Genomic DNA, 25,818 nt, shown 5'->3' with positions numbered 1-25,818 from the left:
GGTGCGGACCGCGCAGGATTCACAGTACGGTAGTGTCTTCGCCGTCTGGATCGTTCATTTTCAGGATCACATCGCCATGCAGGTCAGCAAATCGAACAAGCTCGCCAACGTCTGCTACGACATTCGCGGCCCCGTGCTCAAGCACGCCAAACGCCTGGAAGAGGAAGGCCATCGCATCCTCAAGCTGAACATCGGCAACCCGGCCCCCTTTGGTTTCGAAGCGCCGGAAGAAATCCTCCAGGACGTGATCCGCAACCTGCCGACAGCCCAGGGCTACAGTGACTCCAAAGGCCTGTTCAGCGCGCGCAAGGCGGTGATGCAGTACTACCAGCAGAAGCAGGTAGAAGGTGTCGGCATCGAGGACATTTACCTGGGCAACGGGGTGTCCGAGCTGATCGTGATGTCCATGCAGGCCCTGCTCAACAACGGTGACGAAGTGCTTGTACCCGCGCCGGATTATCCGCTGTGGACCGCCGCTGTGACCCTCGCCGGCGGCCACCCGGTGCACTATCTGTGCGATGAAGGCGCCGACTGGTTCCCGGACCTGGCCGATATCAAAGCCAAGATCACTCCCAATACCAAAGCCCTGGTGATCATCAACCCGAACAACCCCACCGGTGCCGTGTACTCCAGGGAAGTGTTGCTGGGCATGCTCGAACTGGCACGCCAGCACAACCTGGTGGTGTTCTCCGACGAGATCTACGACAAGATCCTCTACGACGACGCCGTGCACATTTGCACCGGCTCCCTGGCCCCGGACCTGTTGTGCCTGACGTTCAACGGCCTGTCCAAGTCCTATCGAGTGGCGGGTTTCCGCTCCGGCTGGATCGCGATTTCCGGGCCCAAGCACAATGCCCAGAGCTACATCGAAGGCATCGACATACTGGCCAACATGCGCCTGTGCGCCAACGTGCCGAGCCAGCACGCGATCCAGACCGCCCTCGGCGGCTACCAGAGCATCAACGATCTGGTATTGCCCCAGGGCCGCCTGCTTGAACAGCGCAACCGTACCTGGGAGCTGCTCAACGACATTCCCGGCGTGAGCTGCGTCAAACCCATGGGTGCGCTGTATGCCTTCCCGCGTATCGACCCGAAGGTGTGCCCGATCCTCAACGACGAAAAGTTCGTGCTCGACCTGCTGCTGTCGGAAAAGCTGCTGGTAGTCCAGGGCACCGCGTTCAACTGGCCGTGGCCGGATCACTTCCGTGTGGTGACCCTGCCGCGTGTGGATGACCTGGAAATGGCCATTGGCCGTATCGGCAACTTCCTCAAGTCTTATCGCCAGTAACGAAAATGACACTGTACGGCCAGCTTTTGGTCGTACAGCGATTATCTGGCAACACTTCTCTGGCCTGCCCTGGGTCTGACCCATCTCTTGAACTCAAGGCAACCGCCAGGCCCCGTAAACACTAGGCCGCAAGGCGATTGAAAGCGCGTGCCGAGCGGTTTGTCAGGTAGGAAAATCCCTTCAAGGGTTTACATAAAAGCTGTAGGACACAGTTTGAAATAGTCGCCCGGTTGAATCACCCCAGGCTGCACCTTATATACCCCGCAGTACGCGACATATTAAGCATGAGGAGAACTCTACAACCATGATGCGCATCCTGCTGTTTCTGGCCACTAACCTGGCGGTCGTGCTGATTGCCAGCATCACCCTGAGCCTTTTTGGCTTCAACGGGTTCATGGCGGCCAACGGGGTTGACCTGAACCTCAATCAGCTGCTGGTTTTCTGTGCGGTCTTTGGTTTTGCCGGCTCGCTGTTTTCGCTGTTCATCTCCAAGTGGATGGCGAAAATGAGCACCAGTACCCAGGTGATCACCCAGCCCCGTACCCGACATGAGCAATGGTTGCTGCAGACCGTCGAGCAATTGTCCCGCGAGGCCGGCATCAAGATGCCCGAAGTCGGGATCTTCCCGGCCTATGAAGCGAACGCCTTCGCCACCGGCTGGAACAAGAACGATGCGCTCGTTGCGGTCAGCCAGGGCATGCTGGAACGCTTTTCCTACGATGAAGTGAAGGCGGTACTGGCCCACGAGATCGGCCATGTGGCCAACGGCGACATGGTTACCCTGGCGCTGGTACAGGGCGTAGTGAACACCTTTGTGATGTTCTTCGCGCGCATCATCGGCAATTTTGTCGACAAGGTGATCTTCAAGAACGAAGAGGGTCGCGGCATCGCCTACTTCGTGGCGACCATTTTCGCCGAGCTGGTGCTGGGTTTCCTGGCCAGTGCGATCACCATGTGGTTCTCGCGCAAACGCGAATTCCGTGCAGACGAAGCCGGTGCGCGTCTGGCCGGTACCGGGGCGATGATTGCAGCCTTGCAGCACCTGCGCTCCGAACAGGGCCTGCCGGTGCATATGCCGGACAGCCTGACGGCCTTCGGTATCAACGGCGGCATCAAACAGGGCATGGCGCGCTTGTTCATGAGCCATCCACCGCTGGAAGAGCGAATCGACGCACTGCACCGTCGCGGCTGACGGTCAGGCAGTGACACTGAAAAGGGGCGACTTGATCGCTCCTTTTTTGTGGGTGCTTGAAACGCCATCGCGGGCAAGCCCTAATGTCAGTCAGTTAAGCGCAGATCCCCTGTGGGAGCGCCGGCGCGACAATTCGACTTGCCCGCAAGGGCGTTGGCATGAACAGCGCAGACCTCAGCGCCGGTCCAGCCGATAGGCGCGCTCCTCCAGTCGCGTGACGCCGTCCTGCACGAACTTCCAGCTCTCGCCCAGGATGTCCTGCTCTTGCAGCACATCCACGCTCCAGCCCTCACACAACAACATGCGCACTTCGTCATCATTCACCGCAAAGGGCGGGCCGGCCTTTTGCACCTGGTCATAGTCGAGCGTGACCAGCAGGCCTTTTGTGCCGGCCCCCAGCAGCGCAGTGAGATGCCCGGCATACTGCGCACGCATCAACGGCGGCAAGGCGATCAGCGCCGCGCGGTCATACAGCGCACTGCAATCACCCAGCGCCTGCGCATCCAGGACGAAGAAATCACCGCACCACAGCTCGATCAGTCCCGTCTGATAAACCTTGAAGGCGCCCTTCTCAACGACCTGTGGCGTCAGGCCCTGCTCACTGAAGAACGCCTGAACCGCCTGCTCCGACAGTTCCACGCCCATCACGCGATACCCCTGCGCGGCCAGCCAGATCAAATCCAGGCTTTTACCGCATAACGGCACCAGCACTTTTGCAGCCTCGGCCACGCCCAGCGTCGGCCAGTGGCGTTGCAGGTACGGGTTGACCTCGGGCAGGTGAAAGCCGATCTGATTGCGCGCCCAACGCGCTTGCCAAAATTCAGGCTGCATAAATCCCCCGGGAAATTCGATCAAAAAGCGCTAAAACTTATATTGGATTTAGATCAATGATCTGACTGAAGATGGCAGCATCTTAACCCTCAGGACCCTACGCATGTTGCCCAGCCTGTTCATCTCCCACGGTTCGCCCATGCTCGCCCTGCAACCGGGCGCCAGCGGCCCTGCTCTGCAGCGGCTGGCGGCAGAGCTGCCCAAGCCTGAGGCGATCGTGGTGGTGTCGGCGCACTGGGAAAGCACCGGGCTGCTGGTCAGCGGCAGTGCGGCGCCGCAAACCTGGCACGACTTCGGCGGCTTCCCTCGCGAATTGTTCGCGGTGCAATACCCGGCGCCGGGCGATCCGCAGTTGGCGAGCGCCATTGTCGAGCGGCTTCACGCAGACGGCCTGGAGGCGCAGATCGACGAGCGTCGCCCATTCGATCACGGCACCTGGGTGCCGCTGTCGTTGATGTATCCGGCGGCGGATATTCCGGTGGTGCAAGTCTCGCTGCCCAGCCGCATGGGCCCGGCCCTGCAAACCCGTGTCGGGCGTGCGCTGGCCAGCCTGCGCGAGCAAGGTGTGCTGTTGATCGGTTCCGGCAGCATCACCCATAACCTGGGTGAACTGGACTGGCGCGCCGGACCGGACAGCATCGAGCCGTGGGCCAGGGAGTTTCGTGACTGGATGGTGGAGACCCTCGCCGCCGATGACGAGGCAATACTGCACGACTATCGCCGCCTGGCGCCGCATGCGCTGCGCAGCCATCCCAGCGATGAACATTTGCTACCGCTGTATTTCGCTCGCGGTGCGGGTGGCCCTTTCAGCATCGAGCACCAAGGCTTCACCCTGGGTGCGCTTGGAATGGACATCTACCGCTTCGGTTGACGCCGGGTTTGCTCAGCCTTGCAGGTATTGGCCCTTGTACCGCCATCGGGAGCACGCCCCCCTCCCACAGTTGACCGGGGACTGATCCAAAAAAATATCAGGCAAAAAAAATCCCCGAACCAGTCGGGGATTTTTTATGGGCGATCAATCAGCCGTAGCGGCAAATCAATCTTCGCGGTAGCGACGCAGCTTCAGCTGCTTACCGGCAACGCGCGTGTCTTTCAACTTGGTCAGCAGTTTTTCCAGGCCGTCTTCCGGCAGCTCTACCAGAGAGAAGCTGTCGCGCACCTGGATGCGACCGATGGCTTCACGTGCCAGGCCACCCTCGTTGAGGATAGCGCCCAGCAGGTTCTTGGCAGCGATACCGTCACGCGCGCCCAGCGCGGTACGGCAACGAGCGCGGCCTTCAGCCAATGGAACCGGAGCACGACGCTCACGATCACCACGGTCCGGACGGTCGCCGGTACGCTCTGGACGATCACCGCGCGGGGCGTTGTTCGGCACCAGTGGGCGTTCTTTCTCGATGGCTGCCAGGGTCAGGGCCTGACCGTTGGTAGCCTTGCGCAGCAAAGCTGCAGCCAGGGCACGTGGGGTGCAGCCGATATCGGCAGTCAGGCGGTCGAGCAGTTCGCCGTGGGTCGATTCAGCGTCAGCCACCAATGGCGACAGGCTATTGGTGAGTTTCTTGATGCGCGCATCGAGAACAGCCTGAGCATCCGGCAGGCGGACTTCGGCAACTTTCTGACCGGTTACACGCTCGATCACCTGCAGCATGCGGCGCTCACGCGGAGTCACCAGCAGCAATGCACGGCCTTCGCGACCGGCACGGCCGGTACGGCCAATACGGTGAACGTAGGACTCGGGATCGTAAGGCATGTCAACGTTGAACACGTGGGTGATACGTGGAACGTCGAGGCCACGAGCAGCAACGTCGGTCGCCACAACGATGTCCAGACGGCCATCCTTGAGGGAATCGATCACGCGCTCGCGTTGGTTCTGGGCGATGTCACCGTTCAGCGCAGCGGCTTTGTAGCCTTTGGCTTCCAGGGCACTGGCCAGGTCCAGGGTGGCTTGCTTGGTGCGCACGAACATGATCAGGGCGTCGAAGTCTTCGACTTCCAGCAGGCTCAATACAGCCGAGGTCTTCTGGTCAGCGTGAACCAACAGGTGAGCCTGTTCGATCGCGGTAACGGTCTGGGTCTTGGTCTGGATTTTCACGTGTTGCGGATCGCGCAGGTGGCGTTCGGCAATGGCACGGATAGACTGCGGCAGGGTGGCCGAGAACAGTACGGTCTGACGGGTCGCAGGCAGTGCCTTGAAGATGACTTCCAGGTCATCCATAAAGCCCAGCTTCAACATTTCGTCAGCTTCGTCCAGCACCAGGTGGTTCACGGTGGACAGGACTTTCTCGTCGCGACGCAGGTGGTCGCAGAGACGGCCCGGGGTGGCGACAACGATCTGTGCGCCGTTACGGATGGCTTTCAGTTGTGGGCCCATGGGCGCGCCGCCGTAAACGGCCACAACGGTAACGCCTGGCATTTGCTTGGCGTAGGTTTCGAAAGCGGTTGCTACTTGCAGCGCCAACTCACGGGTTGGCGCCAGGATCAGGGCTTGCGGTTCGCGCTTGGCAGGATCGATGCAGTGCAGGATAGGCAGGGCGAACGCGGCGGTTTTACCAGTACCGGTTTGCGCCTGGCCAATCATGTCCTGGCCGGCCATGATGATCGGGATCGATTGCTGCTGAATCGCCGAAGGTTCTTCGTAGCCGGTCGCGATGACGGCAGCGAGAATGTTCGGGTTAAGATTAAAAGCGGCGAAGCCGCCGGTTTCCTGGGTCATGGGTCTGCCTCTAAGTGCATCCGCAAAGACCCATGCTCCAAAGCTGCGCATGCCGTGTTGAGACTCAAGAGTCGCCCTGGCTGCTTTGTCGGCGGGGATTTGCGAAAACGAATGAATGAAAAAGATTCGTCAAGGAAGAGTCCGCTGTGCGGACGTGCAGCCGAAGCTGGCTTCGGGGAATTGCGCTACCTGAACGCGGCCCGGTTAAAGGCCGGCGCGCACTATACCGGAAATACCTGAAAAAGGGAGCTTTTTTTCGCGCAACGCACCGATGTACCGCGCTGCGTCACAGGTTTTGCAGATACCCGCAGCAGGGTCTGTTTTGCAAACGCCCGGCCCTGCTGGGCATAACGCTTAAACGATTCACCGATTGGATCGCACCTTCGGTCCGAAACCTTAACTCCCGCGCCCGAGGGCACGCCCGATGAATCAAGCCAGCAGTAGCCGCGTCAGCCGTGAACTCCGGGGTCATGTCCTGCTGTTGGGCCTGGACCGGGTGGCCAAGCGCAACGCCTTCGACCTCGATTTGCTCAAGGACCTGAGCCTGGCGTATGGCGAATTTGATCGAAACGACGACGCGCGGGTGGCCGTGGTATTCGCCCATGGCGACCATTTTACCGCCGGGCTGGACCTGGCCAATGTCAGCGGCGTGATGGCCGGCGGCTGGCAACCGCCGCCGGGGGGCTGCGATCCCTGGGGCGTGTTTGCCGGACCAAGGGTCAGCAAGCCGGTGATTATCGCGGCCCAAGGTTATTGCCTGACCCTCGGCATCGAGCTGATGCTGGCGGCGGACATCAACCTTTGCGCCAGCAATACCCGCTTTGCGCAAATGGAAGTGCAGCGCGGGATCTTTCCGTTCGGTGGCGCGACGCTGCGTTTTCACCAGCTCGCCGGCTGGGGCAATGCCATGCGCTGGCTGCTCACCGGCGACGAGTTCGACGCCCATGAAGCCCTGCGCCTGGGGCTGGTGCAGGAGGTGATGGCCAGCGAAGACCTGTTGCCGCGCGCCATCGAACTGGCCAGCCGCATCGCCCGCCAGGCGCCGCTTGGGGTTCAGGCCACACTGACCTCGGCGCGTCTGGCCCGCATGGAAGGCGAAACCGTGGCGGCCGCCGCCTTGCCCGCGGTGGTGGATCAATTGCTTAACAGTGAGGATGCCAGGGAAGGCGTGCGGGCGATGATCGAGAAGCGGCCGGGGGTGTTCAAGGGGATTTGATGGCGGCACTGAGGGCCTCATCGGGGGCAAGCCCTAATGCCGTTCAGTTAAGGAAAATGTGTGGGCGTATTGTGGCGAGCGGGCTTGCCCCGCGTTGGGGTGCGAAGCGCCCCCAATCGAGCAAAATGCGGTGTACCTGATACGGCTCAGCGCCTGGTTTTGGGGCTGCTGCGCAGCCCAACGCAGGACAAGCCTGCTCGCCACAGGGAATCTGCGCTTAACTGAACGGCATTAGGGCAAGCCCCCGATGAGGCTCTGATAGTCACCTAAGTCGCCGGCCGAATCGCCTTGATCAACGGCTGCAACGAATACCCCAATCGCGGCGCCAAGGCCTCGGCACGCGCCGAGAGCGCCTCCAGCTCCAGTTCCTGATCCAGCTCCGAAGGCACCAGCAAGATCACATTGCCCTCCTTCACCGGCAGCTCCCAGTAATGCCGGTGATACAGCCCGCGCAACAGCGCTGCCCCCAACGGTTTGCCATCGTCGGTGGCCCATTGGTTGATCACCAGCCAACCGCCCGGGTTGAGCTTTTTCTGGCAGTTTTCCAGAAACGTCCACGCCAGGTGCCCGACGCCGGGGCCGACATCGGTGTAGAGGTCGACGAAAATCAAGTCAGCCGGCTCAGCGCTTTCCAGCAACTGCAAGGCATCGCCGATGCGGATATACAGGCGTGGATCATCGTCCAGCCCCAGGTACTCGATGGCGAGGCGCGGCACATCGGGGCGCAGCTCGATGGCTTCGACGTCTTCCAGCGGCAGGAACTTGAGGCATGCCTGGGTCAGGGTGCCGGCGCCCAGGCCGAGAAACAGCGCGCTGTCCGGCTGCTCATGGCACAACGCGCCAACCAGCATGGCGCGGGTGTAGTCGTACTCCAGCCAGCTCGGGTCGGCGGTGAACACGCAGCTTTGCTCGATGGCGTCGCCAAACTCGAGAAAGCGGTAATCGGCCACTTCCAGCACACGGATCATGCCGAAGTCATCATGGACCTCGGCCAGCAGGCGCTCGACACGCTCCTCGGTCATCACTACTCCTAAAGGGTTTACCGCACGGCAAAGGCGCGATTGTCGGCCAACCGGCGGCAACAGGTCACGCACTAATTGCTGATAACATTGGCGCCCGACCGTCAATCAGCCAATCGAGTTCATGATGAGCCAACCCTGGAGCCCCGACAGCTGGCGCGCCCTGCCGATCCAGCAACAACCCCGGTACCCGAACGCTGCGCACTTGCTGCAAGTGGAGCAGAACCTCGCCAGCTACCCCCCACTGGTGTTTGCCGGGGAAGCCCGCGAGTTGCGCCGTCAGTTTGCCGAAGTCACCGAGGGCCGCGCGTTCCTGCTGCAAGGCGGCGACTGCGCCGAGAGCTTTGCCGAGTTCTCCGCCGCCAAAATCCGCGACACCTTCAAGGTACTCTTGCAGATGGCGATCGTGATGACCTTCGCCGCCGGCTGCCCGGTGGTGAAAGTCGGGCGCATGGCCGGCCAGTTCGCCAAGCCGCGCTCGTCCAACGATGAAACCATCGACGGCATCACCCTGCCCGCCTACCGCGGCGATATCGTCAACGGCATCGGCTTCGATGAAAAAAGCCGCGTGCCCGACCCGGACCGTCTGCTGCAGTCCTATCACCAGTCCACCGCCACCCTCAACCTGCTGCGCGCATTTGCCCAGGGCGGTTTCGCCGACCTGCACCAGGTGCACAAGTGGAATTTGGACTTCATCGCCAACTCCGCCCTGGCTGAAAAATACAGCCAGTTGGCCGACCGCATCGACGAAACCCTGGCGTTCATGCGCGCCTGTGGCATGGACAGCTCGCCGCAGTTGCGCGAAACCAGCTTCTTCACTGCCCACGAAGCGCTGCTGCTCAACTACGAACAAGCCTTCGTGCGCCGCGACAGCCTGACCAACGATTACTACGACTGCTCGGCCCACATGTTGTGGATCGGCGACCGCACCCGTCAGCTCGACGGCGCCCACGTCGAGTTCCTGCGCGGGGTGAACAATCCGATTGGCGTCAAGGTCGGCCCGAGCATGAACCCTGACGACCTGATCCGCCTGATCGACATTCTCAACCCGAACAACGATCCCGGCCGCCTCAACCTGATCGCGCGCATGGGCGCAGGCAAGGTCGGCGACCACCTGCCCCACCTGATCCGCGCCGTGCAGCGTGAAGGCAAGCAGGTGCTGTGGAGTTCGGACCCGATGCATGGCAACACCATCAAGGCCAGCAGCGGCTACAAGACCCGCGACTTTGCGCAGATCCTCGGCGAAGTGAAGGAATTCTTCCAGGTGCACCAGGCCGAGGGCAGCTATGCCGGCGGGATTCATATCGAGATGACCGGGCAGAACGTCACCGAGTGCATCGGCGGCGCACGGCCGATTACCGAAGACGGTTTGTCGGACCGCTACCACACCCACTGCGACCCTCGGATGAATGCCGATCAGTCGCTTGAACTGGCGTTCCTGATTGCCGAAACGCTGAAGCAGGTCAAGCGCTAAGACCGTAGCTGGAAATGCCTGCTGACGGACTGCCGGTGGCGAGCGGGCTTGCCCCGCGTTGGGGTGCGAAGCGCCCCCAATCGAGCAAAACGCGGTGTACCTGATACGGCTCAGCGCCTGGTTTTGGGGCTGCTGCGCAGCCCAACGCAGGACAAGCCTGCTCGCCACAGGGAATCTGCGCTTAACTGAACGGCATTAGGGCTCGCCACAGTCAAGCACAATCAAGCCCTCCAACCACAACCCGAGTTACTTTCGCAAAGGGTCGTCCCAAAAATGCCGTTGGCTTTCCTGCTCCACGTCGGCGCGGCTGAGCCCAATGTCCTTGAGCGCGTCGTCGTTCAGGGTCGCCAGTAACCGGCGCTCCCGGTACACCGTGTGCCAACGCACAATGCCCTGAAACAGCCCGGCCAAAGGCCGCTTCGCGATCAACACAAAACCTTTTTGACCTTTCATCTTCTCGCCCTCCTGTGGGGATGACGAAAGTGTGTGCCTGGCTCTATGATCAATCCAACGAATGTTTCTTATGCAATACATCTCGGAGATTGATCAATTGTCCGGCTACCTGAGCATCGACACTGACGTGCTGCGCACCTTCGTCGCCATCGCCGACCAGGGCGGCTTTACCCGCGCCGCCGAACGGGTGAATCGCACCCAATCGGCGGTGAGCATGCAGATGAAACGCCTTGAAGAGGATGTGCTGCAACGCAAGCTGTTCGAACGTGACGGTCGACAGGTACGCCTGACGCCCGAGGGCCAGGTGCTGCTGGGCTATGCGCGGCGCATCCTGAAACTGCACAGCGAGGTGTTCAATACCCTGCGCGAGCCGCATATGGTGGGGCTGGTGCGCATCGGCACGCCGGATGACTACGTGATGCGCTACCTGCCGGGGATTCTCACGCGGTTTTCCAAGGCTTATCCGCTGATCCAGATCGAGATGCACTGCGAGGCCTCGAACGTGCTGATGCAGCGCCGCGACCTGGCCTTGACGGTGATCAGCCGCCAGCCCGGCGACGATGTCGGTGAACTGCTGCGCACTGAACGAATGGTGTGGGCCGCCGCCGCGTGCTTTTGCGTGGACGAACACGATACCCTGCCCCTGGCGGTGTCCGGCGTTGAGTGCTTCGGCACCCAGTGGAGCCAGGCCGCGCTGGACAGCGTCGGGCTCGATTACCGGCTGGCGTATCACAGCTCCAATGTGGCGGCGATCCAGGCCGTGGTCAGCGCCGGCCTGGCGGTGATGGTCAGCCTGGAAAGCCTGGTGACCGAAGACCTGCGCATACTCGGCAGCGAAGACGGCTTTCCGCCGCTGCCGTCGATGAACCTGCGGCTGCTGCGCAACCCGGCGATGGCCTCGCCCATCACCGAGTGCCTGGCGCAATACATCCTCGAAGGCTTCAGACTTTAAAGGTCAGCATCACCGCACACACCACCAGAAATCCGCAGAACAGCCCGCGCAGCACGCGCTCCGGCAGCGCATGGGCGACCTTCACACCCCAGCTGATACTCAGCAGGCCGCCAACGGCCAGGGGCACGCCGATTGCCCAATCCACTTCGTGGTGCCAGGCGTAGGTGACCAGGGTTACGCCGGTGCTGGGCAATGCCAGAGCCAGTGACAAGCCTTGCGCGACCACCTGGGTGGTACCGAACACACTGGTCAATACCGGCGTGGCAACCACCGCGCCACCGACGCCAAACAGCCCGCCCATGGCGCCGGACGCGGCGCCCAGTACGCCCAACCAGGGCCAGGAATAACGCATCTGCGCCGTCGGCGGCGCGTTACGTGTGAACATGCGCACCCCGTTGTAGGCCGCCAGCACCACCAGAAACACAATAAAACCGATGCGCATCACGCCTGCGTCCAGCCCCACCGCCCAGATCGAACCGAGCCAGGCAAAACTGAAACCCATCACGCCCAGCGGCAAGGCATGCCGCAATTCAATGCGATTACGTTGGTGGTAGCGCCACAGGGCCAGCATTACATTCGGCACCACCATCACCAGCGCCGTGCCCTGGGCGAGTTGCTGGTCCAGGCCGAACAACACGCCGAGCACCGGGATGGCAATCAGCCCGCCGCCGATCCCGAACAAGCCGCCCACCGTGCCGAGGGCTGCGCCCAATACCAGGTATATCGCTAAATCCAACACCGCTCGTTACTCCACAATCTCAAGCCTTGCATGCTACGCAGTCGGCTATAGCGTGGAAACGCACAGCAACGCACAATGGCTATGCCAATCTCGCATAAGCCTTCGCCCATGAACCCGAACACCCTGACCGATCAACTGGGCCTGTTTCTCGACGTACTGGAAACCGGCAGCTTTTCTGCCGCCGCACGGCGCCATCCGCTGACGCCTTCGGCAGTGGCTCGGCGCATCGACAACCTGGAAAGCTCGGTGGGCAGCCGCTTGTTTCAGCGCAGCACCCATGCGGTGGTGCCCACCCCCGCGGGCCTGGCTTTTGCCGAACGAGCGCGCAGGATTGTCACCGAGTTGCAATTGGCACGGGCCGAGGCGGTGTCCCTGAGCCATGCGCCGGAAGGCCTGATTCGCGTAGACGCGCCGGCAGCCTTCGGCCGACGCCACTTGGCGCCAGTAATCGCCGACTTTTTGAACGTGTACCCTGGGCTGGACGTGCACCTGCATTTGATCGACAGTTTTGTTGATATGCAGGGCGCGCACCTGGGCAAGGTCGACCTGGTGCTGCGTGCCGGGCATATCGTCGATACCCGGCTGATCGCTACGCCCCTGGCGAGCATCGTGCGTATCGCTTGCGCCAGCCCGGCGTACCTGAAAAGCCGCGGCACGCCCACCCACCCTCGCGAGCTGAGCGAGCATGACGGCCTGGACTGGGACGGCCTGGCACCGATGTTCGCTTGGCGCTTTGAACTGGACGGGCGCCGCGCCACCTGTCGCCCGCAGCGCATCCGCATGAGCGCCAACAATGCCGAAGCACTGTTGTCCGGCGCGCTCGCCGGGCTGGGGATCGCCCACCTGCCGACCTGGCTGGCCAGTGAGTACCTGGTGCGCGGCGAGCTCTTGCCGCTGTTCTGCGAAGGCGGCCTGCCTAGCCCGGAAACCACCGGGATTTACGCGCTGCGTCTGGAGCAACAGCCCAATGCGCGCAGTCGATTGTTGCTGGAATACCTGAAATCCCGATTCAGCCCGGTCCCTCCCTGGGATCTGGCCCTGCAAAGTGGCTTGGTCTGACCGACTGGACAGAATTATCTGGCGCATTAAAGGTTTGCCCGCTAGATTCCAGGCCAGATACGCTTTTTTCGAGGCACCGCCATGAGCAAAAATCCTGACCCTTGCGAATCCCTGCTGCTGGATAACCAGCTGTGTTTCGCCCTGCACTCCACCTCGCTGCTGATGACCAAGGTCTACAAGCCTCTGCTGCAAGCCCTCGGCCTGACGTACCCGCAGTACCTGGCGATGATGGTGCTGTGGGAAGAGGATGGTTTGACCGTCGGCGAAATCAGCAGCCGCCTGTTGACCGACCCGGGCTCCCTCACCCCGCTGCTCAAGCGCCTGGAAGCCGAAGGCCTGCTTAGCCGCACGCGCAGCCGTGAAGACGAGCGCGTGGTGGTGGTGGAATTGACTACCGCCGGCCGCGCCTTGCAGGAAAAAGCCATGGGCATTCCGCAGTGCATCCTCGGCGCCAGCGGCCTTGAGCTTGAGCAATTGCGCCAGTTGCAGGCTGACTTGGTTGCTCTGCGCAGTCATCTGCAGAACGCAATCTAAAGGCACCAAAGCACCAAAAATGTGGGAGCGGGCTTGCTGGCGAAGGCGCAGTGTCAGTCACTGAATTTATTCACTGATACACCGTTTTCGCGAGCAAGCCCGCTCCCACATTGGGTTCTGCGGCGCGTCATTATTCAAAACCTAAAACATTTTTGTAAATTTATCTTGCGCGCTAAACATTGTCGCTATACATTCAACTCGCCAACTAATTAGCGCGCAAACATTTAGCGCATAACACGCAGAGGACGACACCATGCAAACTCTCTATACCGCAGTAGCCACCGCCACCGGCGGCCGTGATGGTCGTGCTGTTTCCAGCGACAACATCCTCGACGTAAAACTCTCCACGCCCAAGGAATTGGGCGGCGCCGGTGGCCAGGCCACCAACCCTGAACAATTGTTCGCTGCCGGCTATTCGGCCTGCTTTATCGGTGCACTGAAATTCGTCGCCAGCCAGACCAAACGCAAAATCCCGGATGACGCTTCGATCACTGCCCACGTCGGCATCGGCCAGATCACTGGCGGTTTCGGCCTGGACATCGACCTGCACATCAGCCTGCCGGGCCTGGCCCAGGACGATGCGCAAAGCCTGGTCGACGCGGCTCACCAAGTCTGCCCGTACTCCAACGCCACCCGTGGCAACGTCGATGTGCGCCTGCACGTAACCGTCTAAATGACCTCGGCCGCCCCTGGAGAAAGAAATGAACACAATTGGTAAAGCGCTCACCGGCACCCTGCTCGCCCTGTCCATCACCAACGCCTTTGCGGCGACCGGTGAGGTCGAACACAACACCCAGGCCTTTCTGGATGTGTTGAACGCAGGCACCGGTAAACCGATGGAACAACTGACGCCGAAGGACGCCCGCGCTGTACTGACCGGCGCCCAGGCCGGTGTGAAGCTGACCCTGCCCAAGGCGGATGTGAGCCAGAAGACCATCCAGGTCGATGGCCAGCCGCTGGACCTGACCATCGTGCGGCCAGCCGGGGTCAAGGGTACATTGCCGGTGTTCATGTTTTTCCACGGCGGCGGCTGGGTGCTGGGGGATTACCCGACCCATGAACGCCTGGTGCGGGATTTGGTGGTGGGTTCGGGGGCTGTCGCGGTGTTTGTCAATTACACGCCTTCGCCGGAAGCGCATTACCCGGTGGCGATCAACCAGGCCTACGGCGCAACGAAGTGGGTCGCCGAACACGGCAAAGAGATCAACGTCGACGGCAAGCGCCTGGCGGTTGCGGGCAACAGTGTCGGCGGCAACATGGCGGCGGTGGTCAGCCTGATGGCCAAGGACAAGGGCACGCCGGCGATCAAGTTCCAGCTGTTGTTGTGGCCAGTGACCGACGCCAACTTTGACACCGGTTCCTACAACCAGTATGCCGAAGGGCATTTCCTCACCCGCAACATGATGAAGTGGTTCTGGGACAACTACACCACCGACGCCAACCAGCGCGCCGAGGTCTATGCCTCGCCACTGCGGGCCACGACTGATCAGCTCAAAGGGCTGCCACCCGCGCTGATCCAGACCGCCGGTGCGGACGTGCTGCGTGATGAAGGCGAAGCCTATGCACGCAAGTTGGACCAGGCCGGTGTACCGGTCACCGCCGTGCGCTACAACGGCATGATCCACGACTACGGCCTGCTTAACGTGGTCAGCCAGGTGCCGGCGGTACGTTCGGCCTTGCTGCAAGCGTCGGACGAACTCAAGCAACACCTCAAGTAAGCCCGGCGAAGTAAAGATGACGCCCATGAAAAAGCCCGACTCAAGGTCGGGCTTTTTTTCGTATCGGCAGGGCCAGAATTACTTCTTGGCGCGACCTTTGTACGAACCACCTTCACGGGTGTCGATCTCGATCAGGTCGTCGATTTCGATGAAATCGGCCACTTGCAGCTCGGTACCGTTAGCCAGTTTGGCAGGCTTCATCACCTTGCCGGAAGTGTCGCCGCGAGCGGAACCTTCGGTGTAGGCAACTTTACGCACGATGGTGGTCGGCAGCTCTACGGAAACCAGGCGCTCTTCGAAGAAGATCGCTTCGCAGACGTCTTCCATGCCTTCTTCGATGAACGGCAGAACGGCTTCAATATCTTCAGCGTTCAGCTCGTACATGGTGTAGTCGGTGGTGTCCATGAACGTGTAGGTGTCGCCGCTGATGAAGGACAGGGTCGCTTCTTTGCGGTCGAGGATCACGTCGTCCAGTTTGTCATCGGCGCTGTAGACGATCTCGGTCTTGTAGCCGGTCAGCAGGTTCTTCAGCTTGGTCTTCATGATTGCGCTGTTACGACCAGACTTGGTGAACTCAGCTTTCTGAACCAACCAAGGGTCGTTTTCGAGCTTGATGACGGTACCGGGTTTCAGCTCTTTACCAGTTTTCATTGCGTATATCCGAAATTTGGATGGGATTTACAAAAATCAAGGTGGCGTATCATATCCAACTTTCATAAAACTGTACCAGCGCCGTCGCAAGATCGGCCTGCAAGCCTTGTTCCAGACACCAGGATTCAGCGTGTCGACTGACTTCAGGCCAGTGTTCCAGCAGTTTTTTCCACGCCTGGGCCATATCGCCCCCGGCGTTCCAGACTTGCCACATCTCGATCAGCGCAGTCCTTGGGGCCGGTGACAACGCGGCGGTGTACAGCGCCAGGAAGGCATCGAGCTTGTCGAGGTGAATGTCTTCATCCTGGCGGTAGATGTGCCACAACAACGGGCGCCCGGCCCATTGGGCACGCACGAACGAGTCTTCGCCGCGCACCGCATTAAAGTCGCAGCACCACAGCAGTCGGTCGTAGTGCGCCTGGGGCACGAACGGCAGCACCTGCACGGTCAGCGCGCCGCGCTGATGCACAGCCCCCGCCGCCAGCCCCTGCACGCCGAGCCAGCGCTGCACTTCGCCGAGGATGCGCCCTTCAGGCACCAACAGATGGGTGGCACGCCCTTCCGTCGACAACACGTCGAGCCAAGCGGCCAGCCCGGCGTTTTCGTAGGCGAACAGCGAGATCAGTTGCGCATCGGTGGCGGGAAATACGCCCATATCGCGCAGGAAAGTTTCCCGTGCCACGGCATCCCGCTGAAACGCCTGACGCTGGTCCAGCAATCCAGCCTCACGCAACAGGCCCCCGGTGCCCGGACGAAAGCCCGGGAAAAAGAAGTACTTCTGCACGCCCTTGAACTTCACCGACGGCAGCCGATGACACCCCACCACCCAGTCTTCGGCGCTCAGGTAATCCAGGTTCATCCACAACGGCGTGCGTGCGCAGGCAGCCATGGCTTCCATATAGTCCGGTGGCAACTGGCAAGCGAACGCGGCAATCACCACATCGGCTGCCGACGTTGCCGGCCACTCGGCCGGCCAGTGGCGCACGTCAACGCCCGCTTGCCATTGCTGACTCAACTGCACATCGATCTCGGGGCACATGCGCTCGAACGCGCGCAAGTCGTCGACCCACAGGCGCACATCACACGCGTGTTCGGCCACCAATTGCCGGGCCAGGCGCCAGGTCACGCCGATGTCGCCGTAGTTGTCGACGACACTGCAAAATATATCCCAGCGGGCTTTCATTCCGGGCTCCAACGCTCAAAGGCTCGATTGTCCGCATAAATGCCCGGATGCAGAAGGCTTGATCGCGATTATTCTGCACAGTGGCTGTGCGACAATCGCCGCTACGCCGTCAATGCCCGCCGGGAGGCCACCATGACTGATCGTCCGTTGTCGCTGCTCAAGCTCTGCATCGCCATCGCCCTGGGCATGTGGCTGGGGTTCATCGCCATTGCGCTGACCACCTGGCTGGCGTCCCGCTACCTCTTCGCGCAGAGCCTCGCGCCTGTGGCCGAGGCGGTCCAACAGTTGGGCAAACCGGCGGCCGCTGCGCCGGAGCCGCCCAACCGTATGTTCGAGCAGTACCAGCAGAACCTGCAGAGACAGGAACAGCAACAGACCCTGGAGCAGGCGCGCAGCAACCCGCGCAACCTGTCCAACCCCAAATGCCAGTTCTGGCTGCAACAGGACCAGAATGCACCGACTGAAAAGACCCGCGCCAATGTGCTGCAACTCTGCGACTGATCACCATGAATAAACGCGCCGTGCTCCAGCTGATTCTGGACAAGCTCGCCGTCGACCTGGACATCGCCCAGCGCGCCGCGCAGACCGCTTACGAAACCGCAACCCACGAAGAAAACATCGCCGAGAACAAGTACGACACCCTGGGCCTGGAGGCGTCCTACCTGGCGGCCGGACAGGCCCGGCGGGTCGAGGAAATCAAACAATCGCTGGCGCTGTGCCAGAACCTGCCACTGCGAGCCTACGATGATCGACGTGGGGTGGAGGTCGGCGCGCTGCTGGGCCTGGAAGACGAGAACGGACGCCAGCAATGGCTGTTCCTCGCACCGGATGCGGCGGGCCTGAAGGTGGATGTGGTCGGGCAACCGGTGACCGTCATCACCCCGCGCTCGCCCTTGGGCAAAAGCCTGCTGGGCAAGTTCGAAGGGGATGAGGTGGAGATTCTGGTGGCAGGCGCCCGGCAACACTTTACGGTTACCGAGGCCAGATAAACGCTTTAATGAACGGGCAATTCAACGCCGGCGAACAACTCTTCCAGTTCCTGCTTGTTGTGGCACTGAATGGCCTTGGCCATGACCTCGCGGGTCAGGTGCGGCGCAAACTTCTCGATGAAGTCGCACATGAAACCGCGCAGGAAGGTGCCACGGCGGAAACCGATCTTGGTCACGCTGGACTCGAACAACTCGCTGGCATCAAGCACCACAAGGTCTTTGTCGAGCTGGGTGTCGACCGCCATTTTTGCCACGATCCCCACGCCCAGGCCAAGGCGCACGTAAGTTTTGATCACGTCGGCATCGGCGGCGGTGAAGACCACTTTCGGCGTCAGGCCGCGATGGCTGAACGCCTCGTCGAGCTTGGAGCGGCCGGTGAAGCCGAACACGTAAGTCACGATCGGGTATTCGGCCAGGGCCTCGAGGGTCAATTTCGGCAGTTTGGCCAACGGATGGCCCTGAGGCACTACCACGCAGCGGTTCCAGCGGTAGCACGGCATCATCACCAGGTCGCCGAACAGTTCCAGCGCCTCAGTGGCAATCGCGAAATCAACGGTCCCGTCCGCGGCCATCTCGGCGATCTGCATCGGCGAGCCCTGGTGCATGTGCAGCGCGACGTCCGGGTACTGCTTGATGAAGTCGCGGATCACCGGCGGCAAGGCATAGCGTGCCTGGGTATGGGTGGTGGCGATGGACAGCGTGCCCTTCTTCTCGTTGGAGAACTCCTGGGCGATCTGCTTGATGCTTTCGACTTTGCGCAGGATCTCGCCGGCAGTGGTGATAATGCGCTCACCGGCGGGAGTGACGCGGGTCAGGTGCTTGCCGCTGCGTGCGAACACTTCCACGCCAAGCTCGTCTTCGAGCAGGCGGATCTGCTTGCTGATACCCGGTTGCGAGGTGTAAAGGCTTTGAGCGGTAGCGGAAACGTTGAGGTCGTGGTGCGCCACTTCCCAGATGTAGCGCAGTTGTTGGAGCTTCATATGTGTCCCTCAAAGCAGATAGACGCCACGGGTATCAGCGACGGTATATAACTATATTAAAGGTCAGACAGATAAATCTAGAACTTTTTATTTATTCCAGCGATCATATTTCTTCACTGCGTCGACGCCGCAGCGACGGCACCATGTAAACGGGAACCGTCGACAGCTGCAATACCCGCGTGGCGGTGCGACCCAAAGGCGTCGCCGCCGTCGTTGCATGGCTGTGACTGCCGAGGATAAGCAGGTCGACGGACAGTTTGCGCAACTGGTCGAGTATCACGTCGCAAGGATCGCCCTGGATCACCTTTACCGAGCGGATCACCTTCAGGTCCTGTTCCCCATCCCCCAACTCCTCGCGAAAACTGTCCTGCACGCGCTGTTCGATGGTCGCTATCACAGTGGTCAGCCCCTGGTTCTGCCATTCACTTAAAGCCTGCTCGTCAAGGTAGCTTTGCAGCACCGACTCGGCGAACAGCCCGATGGGCTCGACCACATGAATCACATACAAGTCAGCCTTGAACGTGCGCGCCAGTGCCAACGCATGTTGCATCACGTAAGGCGCATACAGGCCGAGGTCCGTGGCGTACAGCATCGAACGAATCATAGAACCCCCTGGGCTGCCAGGATGGCGAAGATTGACTCAGCTTAGCAGCGCCGCACAGAGTTCGGCCGACTCACACCTTGACCTCGTTGCTGATGCCGTGGGGCACGTGCCCGGTGGCCACCACCTCCCTGGCCTTCTCGCAATGACCGGCCTGGTCATCGAAAAACACATCGGCGGCAAACGCTTCGAGAAACGCGGCTTTTTCCAGGCCGCCGAGGAACAGCGACTCGTCCAGGCGGATGTCCCATTCACGCAGGGTGCGAATCACCCGCTCATGGGACGGCGCCGAACGCGCGGTGACCAGCGCAGTGCGGATCGGACAGGCTTCGTCAGGAAACTCGCGTTGCAATAAATTGAGTGCCGCCAGAAAGCCCTTGAACGGCCCGCCATGCAACGGCTGGCGCGCCGACTCGCGCTCATTGGCCTGGAACGCCGCCAACCCACCGCTCTGGTAAACCCGCTCGGACTCATCGGAAAACAGCACCGCGTCGCCGTCGAACGCGATGCGCAGCTCCTCGCTCATGGCCCGACGCGGGCCGCCCGACAGGATCGTCGCCGCAGCGAACCCGGCATCGAGGGCACTGCGCACATCTTCAGCATGGGTGGAAAGAAACAGATGGCAACCAAAGGCGGCCAGATAAGGATAGGGGCTACGACCGCCTGCGAAAGCGGCGCGGGAAATATCCAGACCGTAATGCTGGATCGAGTTGAACACGCGCAGGCCGGTGTCGGCGCTGTTGCGCGACACCAGCACCACTTCAACCCGAGCCCGGCCCAGGCGGGCATTGAGGCTGAGCAACTTGTTCACCAGCGGGAAGGCATCGCCGGGTTCGAGGATTTCCTCCTCGTGCTCGATCTGGTACTTGCGGTACGGCTCGACCCCTTCGGCGAGGTAGACCTTGTGGCTCTCGCTCAGGTCGAACAGTGCCCGCGATGAAATCGCCAGCACCAGTTTGTCGCCCAATCCCTTCGCCATCTGCTCTCCCCCCCAATCAGCGGTTATGCCGATCAATAAAACTCAAGGCCTGGTACAGCGCCTGCATGCGCGGCAGCTCGCAGCCGGCTGCCTTGGCGGCCGCCAGTGGCCGGGCGTAGATCGCCGCCAGTTCCAGCGGGCGCTTGTGCAGGTGGTCGTGATACATGCTGGGCAGGTAATCGTCCATGGTTTCGGTCATGGCGAACATCTGCCCGGCATAGCTGGCCGGGATATCGTGGCCGCAGGCATGCGCGCCCTTGATCACTTCGACCATCAGGGCCTGAATCAACTCGCGGCTGGACTCATCCGCCATCAGCGCCGTGGTCCCCGTGCCCAGCAACACCGAAAGACCATTGAACGGCACGTTCCACACCAGCTTGTGCCAACGCGCCAGGTGCACACTGGCCATGGCCTGGGACTCGATGCCTGCCTGATGGAACAGCGCCGCGCCCTCTTCCACGATCATTTGCTGAAGGGCCTCGTCGTTGGCGGCCGTACCGCTGTGATAGCCCAGATTGACCCGGCCCAATGCCTGATGCTCGATCACCCCGGGCGCGGAGCGGTACACGCCGATATAACACAGGCCGCCGAGCAGATGCAGTGAGGCCGGCAAATGTTCGCGCAGGCTGTCTTCCACATCCAGGCCGTTTTGCAGCAGCACCACCTTGGCACCCGGCGCGGCCACCTGGGCCAGCGTGGGCGCCAGTTCGACATTGCCGGTGGACTTGGTGCCCACCAGCAGCCAGTCGCACGGCGGCATGTCGGCGGCATTGGCGTAGGCCTGCACCGGATGCAGTTTCAATGCCCCATGGATGCTGCTGTTGACGTGCAGGCCACGGTCTCTGACGGCGGCGTATTCACTGCGCAACAGGAAGTGCACGTCGAATCCGGCGCGGGCCAGCATCAGGCCATAAAAACCGCCGATGGCACCGGTGCCGATAATGCCTATACGTGGCGACTGTGCTGTCATGGCAAATCCTCCGGAGTGCGACTGAGCGCTGTCGTGATGGCTTCGCTGATGTCGACGGGCGCAAGACGTGTATGAATCTGCCCAAGGAACTGACCCTCGCACACCACGAACAGCGCGGGCAAATGAAAGATCTGGTAGCGCTCGACCGCGCCGCCATTGTGCCCGGCATTGACCCAGCACAACCGCGCCACCGGCAGATTCCAGCCTGGCAACTGCTGGCGCGCCCAGCGACAACTGGAGCAGCCGTCGCCAGTGAATATCAGCAGCGATGCCCCCGGCAGCGCCAGCAATTGACGATCAATATCAAAATCGGACAGCTGCAACTCTTCCACGCGATCTCCTGTGGGGGGCCTCAAGCAGGCCATACACTAGCAGGCCGGCCCGCGCGGCGCACAATTGCCCATTGTCGCGCAGCCCGGTTACGCGCTAAGGTTCCTCCCCCCTTGCATCCAAATCATGCTGTGCTCCGCCGCACGGGGATGGCTGGCGGCCGGCACCCGTGACCCTGACGAGTAACACGATGGCTGATTTACCGATCAACGACCTGAACGTCGAATCCAACGAGACCCTGATCACGCCCGATCAGCTCAAGCGCGAAATCCCCCTGAGCGACGCTGCCCTGCAGACCGTCACCAAGGGTCGCGAAGTCATCCGTGACATTCTCGACGGCACCGACCACCGCCTCTTCGTGGTGATCGGCCCCTGCTCGATCCACGACCTCAAGGCTGCCCACGAATACGCCGAGCGTCTCAAGGTACTGGCGGCGGAAGTGTCCGACACCCTGTACCTGGTCATGCGCGTGTATTTCGAGAAGCCGCGTACCACCGTCGGCTGGAAAGGCTTGATCAACGACCCGTACCTGGACGACTCGTTCAAGATCCAGGATGGCTTGCACATCGGTCGCAAGTTGCTGCTGGACCTGGCCGAAATGGGCCTGCCGACCGCGACCGAAGCGCTCGACCCGATCTCCCCGCAGTACCTGCAGGACCTGATCAGCTGGTCGGCCATTGGCGCGCGTACCACCGAATCCCAGACCCACCGGGAAATGGCGTCCGGCCTGTCCTCGGCCGTGGGCTTCAAGAACGGCACCGACGGCGGTCTGACCGTGGCGATCAACGCGCTGCAGTCGGTGTCCAGCCCGCACCGTTTCCTGGGCATCAACCAGGAAGGTGGCGTGTCCATCGTCACCACCAAGGGCAATGCCTACGGCCATGTGGTGCTGCGCGGCGGCAACGGCAAGCCCAACTATGATTCGGTCAGCGTTGCCCTGTGCGAGCAGGCGCTGAACAAGGCCAGCATCAAGCCGAACATCATGGTCGATTGCAGCCACGCCAACTCCAACAAGGACCCGGCCCTGCAACCATTGGTGATGGAGAACGTCGCCAACCAGATCCTCGAAGGCAATCAGTCGATCATCGGCCTGATGGTCGAAAGCCATCTGAACTGGGGTTGCCAGGCGATTCCAAAAGACCTCGCCGACCTGCAATACGGCGTGTCGATCACCGACGCCTGCATCGACTGGTCTGCCACCGAGACCACTCTGCGCAGCATGCATGCCAAGCTCAAGGATGTATTGCCCAAGCGCAAACGCACCTGAAGCTGAACTGCGCACACAAAAACGCCGGGGTTTACCCGGCGTTTTTTATGGCGGCTCGCTCAGAGCTTGGCGGCATGGCGCTGGTGACGCTCCATGTAGCGCTCCACATAGGAGCAAGACGGAATTACTGTATAGCCGGACTCTTCGGCGAACTTCAACGCCTCTTCGGTCAACGCCGCGGCGATGCCACGACCGCGCAGCGCGTTGGGCACGAAGGTGCGATAGATATCCAGGGTCTGCTTCCCGAGGTCCATGTAGGTCAGGTAGGCACGATGACCGTCCACATTGGTCTCGAACTGATGACCAGCCTGGTCATGGTGGATGGACAACGCCTCGCTCATCACTACTCCTCGCGGGTCTTTGATTCTGACCCCTACCTTACCGATGTTTTTCCGGCGAAGAAACATCTACGCCACCCCGTGCCGGTTTCGACAACGAGAAAACCTCTGGCGCTCACACCCTGCACTTGGAAATAGTAGGCACCAAACCTGCCATTGCTCAAGGTGCACTCGTCATTCCCTGCCATGGGCGGATATAGACTGGGCTTCGATACCTGTGACCGAAAGCCTGAACAACGCCGGCAGTTGAACCTTAAGACGAACTGCCGCTCTTAAAGTCACCTCTAGAGGCGTGAAAGATGCCGCCGGCGGTAAAGGCACACGGCACGAAAGTACCGAGCTGGATATATAAAATTTCATCTACATACACGGTTTGAAGCATGCGGGCCGGCCCTTTCAGGCTGGATCCAATGTTAGGCAGACTGTAAGGCAGCGGACGTTTGTTATACGAACCGCCATACGACCAGCCAGCACAGATTCCGCGCAAGAATTTTTTCTGCTTCTTGCGCAACGTCAGTTTACTTACTACAAGTAATGGGTAGTATGTACGCCGGCTATTAGCTCACTCTGAGACAATAGTCATTTAATAGAAAGTCCTTGAAGGGGAACACGATGAACAACGTTCTGAAATTCTCTGCTCTGGCTCTGGCCGCAGTTCTGGCTACCGGTTGCAGCAGCGTCTCCAAAGAAACCGAAGCTCGTCTGACTGCAACTGAAGACGCAGCAGCTCGCTCCCAGGCTCGTGCAGACGAAGCCTACCGTAAAGCTGATGAAGCGCTGGCTGCTGCTCAAAAAGCACAACAGACTGCTGACGAAGCTAACGAGCGCGCTCTGCGCATGCTTGAAAAAGCAAGCCGCAAGTAATAATCCTTCGGGGTTGTTATCAAGCCGATCCCTGTTTGGATCGGCTTTTTTATTGCCCGGATTTCCTGTGTAAGGTTCCGGACTTGCACCGGTCCCCTCCCACAGGTTTTTTTATTGCTGCAGATCGATCGGCGTACTCGACGCCATCGGCGCCCCACCCGGTACACCGATTTCAGTCGGCAGGCCATCCTCTGCGGCAACCACGTCACGCACCTGATCCCAGTTCACCCGCAACGTGTTGGCCAGGTCTTCGCGCTTGAGCAGGGCATTGATCACTGCCGTGTGCTTGTCGACCACCGATGGCGTGCCGTCGTCGTTCAGCGGCGTATGCGCCTCGAGATAGACCTTGCCGCCGCTGCTGCCGAACTTGTAGGCATCATTGATGATGCGCACTGAAGTGCCCACCGGCACCATGTCCGCCATTTCCAGCACATTGTTATTGAACATGCGGAAGCAACCGTGGCTGGTGCGGGTGCCGATGCCGAACTTCATGTTGGACCCGTGGATCAGGTAACCCGGTGTGCCGAGGGTGAACTTGAACGGCCCCAAAGGGTTGTCCGGCCCCGCAGGCACCACGTTGGGCAACGGATCACCGTTGGCGGCGTGCTCGGCCTTGATCGACGCGGGCGGCGTCCAGGTCGGGTTCGGCGTCTTGGCGATGATGCTGGTGTGAGCAATCGGTGAGCCCCAGCCTTCACGTCCAATCCCCAGCGGGAAGGTGTAGACCACGTTCTGGCCCTTGGGGAAATAGTAGAGACGGTACTCAGCCAGGTTGATCACAATGCCTTCGCGCGGGCCCGGCGGCAGGATGAAGCGGGTCGGCAGCACGATTTCGGTGCCCGCTCCCGGCAACCACGCATCCACCCCCGGGTTGGCGGCGACCATCTCCGAGTAACCCAGGTCGTAGGTGGTGCCCAGGTCGGCGAAGGTGTCTTCATACTTGGCCTTGATCACCTGGACCTGGCCGACAATGTCTTCGCCCGGCGGCGGCAAGGGCAACTGCAACGCCGCTGCGGAACCGGCCGCGCAGAGGGCAGCAAGAGACAGGCAGCAGGTGACGACGGAGAGGCGCGACAACATCCGGAAAATCCTTCGCAGAACGACGGGGAGGTAAAGTTCGATTGTATACGTGAAGCGGGCGCCTAGCTGCAAGCCTGTGGCAGCGCCTACAACTCAAAACGCAGCTCGGGCCAGATCGGCGGCGTGCCGCGCTTCTGCGATTCGAGGATCGCCCGGCACAAGGGGCACAGGCGCTGGTCCTGGAAAACCATCCGATCCACCGCCGACCAGCGCGGCTGGGCAGGCAGCAGCGTGCCGCACAGCGTGCGATCGATCGAGCCGCCCAGTTCCAGTTGACGCGCCACCAGATGCACCCGCACTTCCTGGCAGGCGAACAGGTCCAACTGCTCGTCCGGCTCGATCAGTTGGTAATTAAACAGGGACCAGGCAGGACGCGACATCGGGGGCTCCAGATCGGGGGG

Annotated in this window: 29 protein-coding genes; 14 read left to right on the top strand and 15 right to left on the bottom strand. The window is 61.1% G+C overall.

Going from position 1 to position 25,818, the window contains the following annotated elements; all coding sequences use genetic code 11:
* Positions 1 to 76: 76 nt before the first annotated feature.
* A complete protein-coding gene (locus RHM60_RS24530) occupies positions 77 to 1,288 on the top strand; it encodes a pyridoxal phosphate-dependent aminotransferase (RefSeq protein WP_209980516.1) in 1,212 nt (403 codons plus the stop codon).
* Positions 1,289 to 1,592: 304 nt separating this feature from the next.
* Positions 1,593 to 2,480, top strand: a complete 888-nt coding sequence (gene htpX, locus RHM60_RS24525) for a protease HtpX (RefSeq protein ID WP_322213088.1) — start codon at positions 1,593 to 1,595, stop codon at positions 2,478 to 2,480.
* 174 nt (positions 2,481 to 2,654) lie between these two features.
* Here the strand turns inward: htpX and RHM60_RS24520 are convergent, their stop codons facing one another.
* Complete coding sequence (locus RHM60_RS24520) at positions 2,655 to 3,311, bottom strand: thiopurine S-methyltransferase (RefSeq protein WP_322213086.1); 657 nt, start codon at positions 3,309 to 3,311, stop codon at positions 2,655 to 2,657.
* Between the two features lie 103 nt (positions 3,312 to 3,414).
* Here RHM60_RS24520 and RHM60_RS24515 point away from each other — a divergent pair, with 103 nt between their 5' ends.
* A complete protein-coding gene (locus tag RHM60_RS24515; protein ID WP_231423563.1) occupies positions 3,415 to 4,182 on the top strand; it encodes a DODA-type extradiol aromatic ring-opening family dioxygenase in 768 nt (255 codons plus the stop codon).
* 165 nt (positions 4,183 to 4,347) lie between these two features.
* On the opposite strand, the gene RHM60_RS24510 is transcribed toward RHM60_RS24515, so the two are convergent.
* Positions 4,348 to 6,021, bottom strand: a complete 1,674-nt coding sequence (locus RHM60_RS24510; RefSeq protein WP_209980508.1) for a DEAD/DEAH box helicase — start codon at positions 6,019 to 6,021, stop codon at positions 4,348 to 4,350.
* A gap of 424 nt (positions 6,022 to 6,445) precedes the next feature.
* On the opposite strand from RHM60_RS24510, the gene RHM60_RS24505 reads away from it, so the two are divergent.
* A complete protein-coding gene (locus RHM60_RS24505; RefSeq protein WP_322213082.1) occupies positions 6,446 to 7,237 on the top strand; it encodes a crotonase/enoyl-CoA hydratase family protein in 792 nt (263 codons plus the stop codon).
* A 266-nt stretch (positions 7,238 to 7,503) separates the two neighbouring features.
* Here the strand turns inward: RHM60_RS24505 and RHM60_RS24500 are convergent, their stop codons facing one another.
* Positions 7,504 to 8,259, bottom strand: coding sequence for a spermidine synthase (locus RHM60_RS24500; protein WP_209980505.1), 756 nt, complete (start codon positions 8,257 to 8,259; stop codon positions 7,504 to 7,506).
* 124 nt (positions 8,260 to 8,383) lie between these two features.
* Between RHM60_RS24500 and RHM60_RS24495 the strand changes: the two genes are divergently transcribed.
* Positions 8,384 to 9,730 carry a class II 3-deoxy-7-phosphoheptulonate synthase gene (locus RHM60_RS24495; protein ID WP_322213079.1) on the top strand — a complete coding sequence of 449 codons (1,347 nt, stop codon included), beginning with the start codon at positions 8,384 to 8,386 and terminating at the stop codon, positions 9,728 to 9,730.
* Positions 9,731 to 9,976: 246 nt separating this feature from the next.
* Here RHM60_RS24495 and RHM60_RS24490 read toward each other — a convergent pair whose 3' ends face one another.
* Complete coding sequence (locus RHM60_RS24490; protein WP_057008389.1) at positions 9,977 to 10,183, bottom strand: DUF1127 domain-containing protein; 207 nt, start codon at positions 10,181 to 10,183, stop codon at positions 9,977 to 9,979.
* Positions 10,184 to 10,253: 70 nt separating this feature from the next.
* On the opposite strand from RHM60_RS24490, the gene RHM60_RS24485 reads away from it, so the two are divergent.
* Positions 10,254 to 11,135 carry a LysR family transcriptional regulator gene (locus RHM60_RS24485; protein WP_322213075.1) on the top strand — a complete coding sequence of 294 codons (882 nt, stop codon included), beginning with the start codon at positions 10,254 to 10,256 and terminating at the stop codon, positions 11,133 to 11,135.
* Here RHM60_RS24485 and RHM60_RS24480 read toward each other — a convergent pair.
* On the bottom strand, positions 11,125 to 11,874 hold the full coding sequence (locus tag RHM60_RS24480) for a sulfite exporter TauE/SafE family protein (protein ID WP_231423558.1): 750 nt from the start codon (positions 11,872 to 11,874) through the stop codon (positions 11,125 to 11,127). The genes RHM60_RS24485 and RHM60_RS24480 overlap by 11 nt on opposite strands.
* A 108-nt stretch (positions 11,875 to 11,982) precedes the next feature.
* Between RHM60_RS24480 and RHM60_RS24475 the strand changes: the two genes are divergently transcribed.
* From RHM60_RS24475 to RHM60_RS24460, 4 genes are all read left to right on the top strand, one after another.
* Complete coding sequence (locus RHM60_RS24475) at positions 11,983 to 12,933, top strand: LysR family transcriptional regulator (protein ID WP_322213072.1); 951 nt, start codon at positions 11,983 to 11,985, stop codon at positions 12,931 to 12,933.
* A gap of 81 nt (positions 12,934 to 13,014) precedes the next feature.
* Positions 13,015 to 13,467: a MarR family transcriptional regulator gene (locus tag RHM60_RS24470; protein WP_322213070.1), complete on the top strand. Its 453-nt coding sequence runs from the start codon at positions 13,015 to 13,017 to the stop codon at positions 13,465 to 13,467.
* 253 nt (positions 13,468 to 13,720) lie between these two features.
* Positions 13,721 to 14,140, top strand: a complete 420-nt coding sequence (locus tag RHM60_RS24465) for an organic hydroperoxide resistance protein (protein WP_012722993.1) — start codon at positions 13,721 to 13,723, stop codon at positions 14,138 to 14,140.
* Between the two features lie 28 nt (positions 14,141 to 14,168).
* Positions 14,169 to 15,185 (top strand): alpha/beta hydrolase, encoded by a 1,017-nt coding sequence (locus tag RHM60_RS24460; RefSeq protein ID WP_209980496.1) that lies wholly within the window; start codon positions 14,169 to 14,171, stop codon positions 15,183 to 15,185.
* Positions 15,186 to 15,263: 78 nt separating this feature from the next.
* Here RHM60_RS24460 and RHM60_RS24455 read toward each other — a convergent pair whose 3' ends face one another.
* Together RHM60_RS24455 and earP are read right to left on the bottom strand one after the other, a co-directional pair.
* Complete coding sequence (locus tag RHM60_RS24455) at positions 15,264 to 15,836, bottom strand: elongation factor P (protein WP_209980494.1); 573 nt, start codon at positions 15,834 to 15,836, stop codon at positions 15,264 to 15,266.
* A gap of 49 nt (positions 15,837 to 15,885) precedes the next feature.
* Positions 15,886 to 17,019 carry an elongation factor P maturation arginine rhamnosyltransferase EarP gene (earP, locus tag RHM60_RS24450; RefSeq protein WP_322213068.1) on the bottom strand — a complete coding sequence of 378 codons (1,134 nt, stop codon included), beginning with the start codon at positions 17,017 to 17,019 and terminating at the stop codon, positions 15,886 to 15,888.
* A 132-nt stretch (positions 17,020 to 17,151) separates the two neighbouring features.
* On the opposite strand from earP, the gene RHM60_RS24445 reads away from it, so the two are divergent.
* Positions 17,152 to 17,520 (top strand): hypothetical protein, encoded by a 369-nt coding sequence (locus RHM60_RS24445; RefSeq protein WP_322213065.1) that lies wholly within the window; start codon positions 17,152 to 17,154, stop codon positions 17,518 to 17,520.
* A 5-nt stretch (positions 17,521 to 17,525) separates the two neighbouring features.
* The gene (locus RHM60_RS24440) at positions 17,526 to 18,008 is read left to right on the top strand and encodes a GreA/GreB family elongation factor (protein WP_322213063.1); all 483 of its coding nucleotides are present in this window, start codon (positions 17,526 to 17,528) and stop codon (positions 18,006 to 18,008) included.
* A 5-nt stretch (positions 18,009 to 18,013) separates the two neighbouring features.
* Here RHM60_RS24440 and cysB read toward each other — a convergent pair whose 3' ends face one another.
* From cysB to RHM60_RS24415, 5 genes are all read right to left on the bottom strand, one after another.
* On the bottom strand, positions 18,014 to 18,988 hold the full coding sequence (gene cysB, locus RHM60_RS24435) for an HTH-type transcriptional regulator CysB (protein WP_209980485.1): 975 nt from the start codon (positions 18,986 to 18,988) through the stop codon (positions 18,014 to 18,016).
* Positions 18,989 to 19,091: 103 nt separating this feature from the next.
* Entirely contained in the window at positions 19,092 to 19,592 is a 501-nt protein-coding gene (locus RHM60_RS24430; RefSeq protein ID WP_209980483.1) for a universal stress protein, read from the bottom strand.
* A 70-nt stretch (positions 19,593 to 19,662) separates the two neighbouring features.
* Positions 19,663 to 20,568 carry a 5'-nucleotidase gene (locus RHM60_RS24425; RefSeq protein ID WP_209980481.1) on the bottom strand — a complete coding sequence of 302 codons (906 nt, stop codon included), beginning with the start codon at positions 20,566 to 20,568 and terminating at the stop codon, positions 19,663 to 19,665.
* 16 nt (positions 20,569 to 20,584) lie between these two features.
* A complete protein-coding gene (locus RHM60_RS24420) occupies positions 20,585 to 21,538 on the bottom strand; it encodes a putative 2-dehydropantoate 2-reductase (RefSeq protein ID WP_231423105.1) in 954 nt (317 codons plus the stop codon).
* The gene (locus RHM60_RS24415; RefSeq protein WP_322213059.1) at positions 21,535 to 21,903 is read right to left on the bottom strand and encodes a thioredoxin; all 369 of its coding nucleotides are present in this window, start codon (positions 21,901 to 21,903) and stop codon (positions 21,535 to 21,537) included. The genes RHM60_RS24420 and RHM60_RS24415 overlap by 4 nt, the downstream gene beginning before the upstream one ends.
* A gap of 155 nt (positions 21,904 to 22,058) precedes the next feature.
* Here RHM60_RS24415 and RHM60_RS24410 point away from each other — a divergent pair, with 155 nt between their 5' ends.
* A complete protein-coding gene (locus RHM60_RS24410) occupies positions 22,059 to 23,135 on the top strand; it encodes a 3-deoxy-7-phosphoheptulonate synthase (RefSeq protein ID WP_209980475.1) in 1,077 nt (358 codons plus the stop codon).
* A 59-nt stretch (positions 23,136 to 23,194) separates the two neighbouring features.
* On the opposite strand, the gene RHM60_RS24405 is transcribed toward RHM60_RS24410, so the two are convergent.
* Positions 23,195 to 23,476, bottom strand: a complete 282-nt coding sequence (locus tag RHM60_RS24405; protein ID WP_003233387.1) for a GNAT family N-acetyltransferase — start codon at positions 23,474 to 23,476, stop codon at positions 23,195 to 23,197.
* A gap of 609 nt (positions 23,477 to 24,085) precedes the next feature.
* Here RHM60_RS24405 and oprI point away from each other — a divergent pair.
* The gene (gene oprI, locus RHM60_RS24400; protein WP_003172710.1) at positions 24,086 to 24,337 is read left to right on the top strand and encodes an outer membrane lipoprotei OprI; all 252 of its coding nucleotides are present in this window, start codon (positions 24,086 to 24,088) and stop codon (positions 24,335 to 24,337) included.
* Positions 24,338 to 24,448: 111 nt separating this feature from the next.
* On the opposite strand, the gene RHM60_RS24395 is transcribed toward oprI, so the two are convergent.
* A complete protein-coding gene (locus RHM60_RS24395) occupies positions 24,449 to 25,417 on the bottom strand; it encodes a L,D-transpeptidase family protein (protein WP_231423108.1) in 969 nt (322 codons plus the stop codon).
* 86 nt (positions 25,418 to 25,503) lie between these two features.
* The gene (locus tag RHM60_RS24390) at positions 25,504 to 25,797 is read right to left on the bottom strand and encodes a hypothetical protein (RefSeq protein ID WP_209980471.1); all 294 of its coding nucleotides are present in this window, start codon (positions 25,795 to 25,797) and stop codon (positions 25,504 to 25,506) included.
* Between the last annotated feature and the right edge of the window lie 21 nt (positions 25,798 to 25,818).

Origin of the sequence: Pseudomonas sp. MH9.3 (genome assembly GCF_034354675.1) — a bacterium.
GTDB lineage: Bacteria > Pseudomonadota > Gammaproteobacteria > Pseudomonadales > Pseudomonadaceae > Aquipseudomonas.
The sequence above is the reverse complement of the archived record's forward strand: the minus strand, read 5'-3'. Positions and strand labels throughout refer to the sequence as shown.

Coding starts and splice junctions, on each gene's coding strand:
- RHM60_RS24445 (WP_322213065.1), top strand. CDS start 17,152: ATGACTGATCGTCCGTTGTCGCTGCTCAAGCTCTGCATCGCCATCGCC.
- RHM60_RS24415 (WP_322213059.1), bottom strand. CDS start 21,903: ATGGCCTGCTTGAGGCCCCCCACAGGAGATCGCGTGGAAGAGTTGCAG.
- RHM60_RS24470 (WP_322213070.1), top strand. CDS start 13,015: ATGAGCAAAAATCCTGACCCTTGCGAATCCCTGCTGCTGGATAACCAG.
- oprI (WP_003172710.1), top strand. CDS start 24,086: ATGAACAACGTTCTGAAATTCTCTGCTCTGGCTCTGGCCGCAGTTCTG.
- RHM60_RS24530 (WP_209980516.1), top strand. CDS start 77: ATGCAGGTCAGCAAATCGAACAAGCTCGCCAACGTCTGCTACGACATT.
- RHM60_RS24505 (WP_322213082.1), top strand. CDS start 6,446: ATGAATCAAGCCAGCAGTAGCCGCGTCAGCCGTGAACTCCGGGGTCAT.
- RHM60_RS24485 (WP_322213075.1), top strand. CDS start 10,254: ATGCAATACATCTCGGAGATTGATCAATTGTCCGGCTACCTGAGCATC.
- RHM60_RS24430 (WP_209980483.1), bottom strand. CDS start 19,592: ATGATTCGTTCGATGCTGTACGCCACGGACCTCGGCCTGTATGCGCCT.
- earP (WP_322213068.1), bottom strand. CDS start 17,019: ATGAAAGCCCGCTGGGATATATTTTGCAGTGTCGTCGACAACTACGGC.
- RHM60_RS24515 (WP_231423563.1), top strand. CDS start 3,415: ATGTTGCCCAGCCTGTTCATCTCCCACGGTTCGCCCATGCTCGCCCTG.
- RHM60_RS24390 (WP_209980471.1), bottom strand. CDS start 25,797: ATGTCGCGTCCTGCCTGGTCCCTGTTTAATTACCAACTGATCGAGCCG.
- RHM60_RS24510 (WP_209980508.1), bottom strand. CDS start 6,021: ATGACCCAGGAAACCGGCGGCTTCGCCGCTTTTAATCTTAACCCGAAC.
- RHM60_RS24425 (WP_209980481.1), bottom strand. CDS start 20,568: ATGGCGAAGGGATTGGGCGACAAACTGGTGCTGGCGATTTCATCGCGG.
- RHM60_RS24465 (WP_012722993.1), top strand. CDS start 13,721: ATGCAAACTCTCTATACCGCAGTAGCCACCGCCACCGGCGGCCGTGAT.
- RHM60_RS24520 (WP_322213086.1), bottom strand. CDS start 3,311: ATGCAGCCTGAATTTTGGCAAGCGCGTTGGGCGCGCAATCAGATCGGC.
- RHM60_RS24460 (WP_209980496.1), top strand. CDS start 14,169: ATGAACACAATTGGTAAAGCGCTCACCGGCACCCTGCTCGCCCTGTCC.
- RHM60_RS24420 (WP_231423105.1), bottom strand. CDS start 21,538: ATGACAGCACAGTCGCCACGTATAGGCATTATCGGCACCGGTGCCATC.
- RHM60_RS24455 (WP_209980494.1), bottom strand. CDS start 15,836: ATGAAAACTGGTAAAGAGCTGAAACCCGGTACCGTCATCAAGCTCGAA.
- RHM60_RS24500 (WP_209980505.1), bottom strand. CDS start 8,259: ATGACCGAGGAGCGTGTCGAGCGCCTGCTGGCCGAGGTCCATGATGAC.
- RHM60_RS24395 (WP_231423108.1), bottom strand. CDS start 25,417: ATGTTGTCGCGCCTCTCCGTCGTCACCTGCTGCCTGTCTCTTGCTGCC.
- htpX (WP_322213088.1), top strand. CDS start 1,593: ATGATGCGCATCCTGCTGTTTCTGGCCACTAACCTGGCGGTCGTGCTG.
- RHM60_RS24495 (WP_322213079.1), top strand. CDS start 8,384: ATGAGCCAACCCTGGAGCCCCGACAGCTGGCGCGCCCTGCCGATCCAG.
- RHM60_RS24410 (WP_209980475.1), top strand. CDS start 22,059: ATGGCTGATTTACCGATCAACGACCTGAACGTCGAATCCAACGAGACC.
- RHM60_RS24440 (WP_322213063.1), top strand. CDS start 17,526: ATGAATAAACGCGCCGTGCTCCAGCTGATTCTGGACAAGCTCGCCGTC.
- cysB (WP_209980485.1), bottom strand. CDS start 18,988: ATGAAGCTCCAACAACTGCGCTACATCTGGGAAGTGGCGCACCACGAC.
- RHM60_RS24405 (WP_003233387.1), bottom strand. CDS start 23,476: ATGAGCGAGGCGTTGTCCATCCACCATGACCAGGCTGGTCATCAGTTC.
- RHM60_RS24490 (WP_057008389.1), bottom strand. CDS start 10,183: ATGAAAGGTCAAAAAGGTTTTGTGTTGATCGCGAAGCGGCCTTTGGCC.
- RHM60_RS24475 (WP_322213072.1), top strand. CDS start 11,983: ATGAACCCGAACACCCTGACCGATCAACTGGGCCTGTTTCTCGACGTA.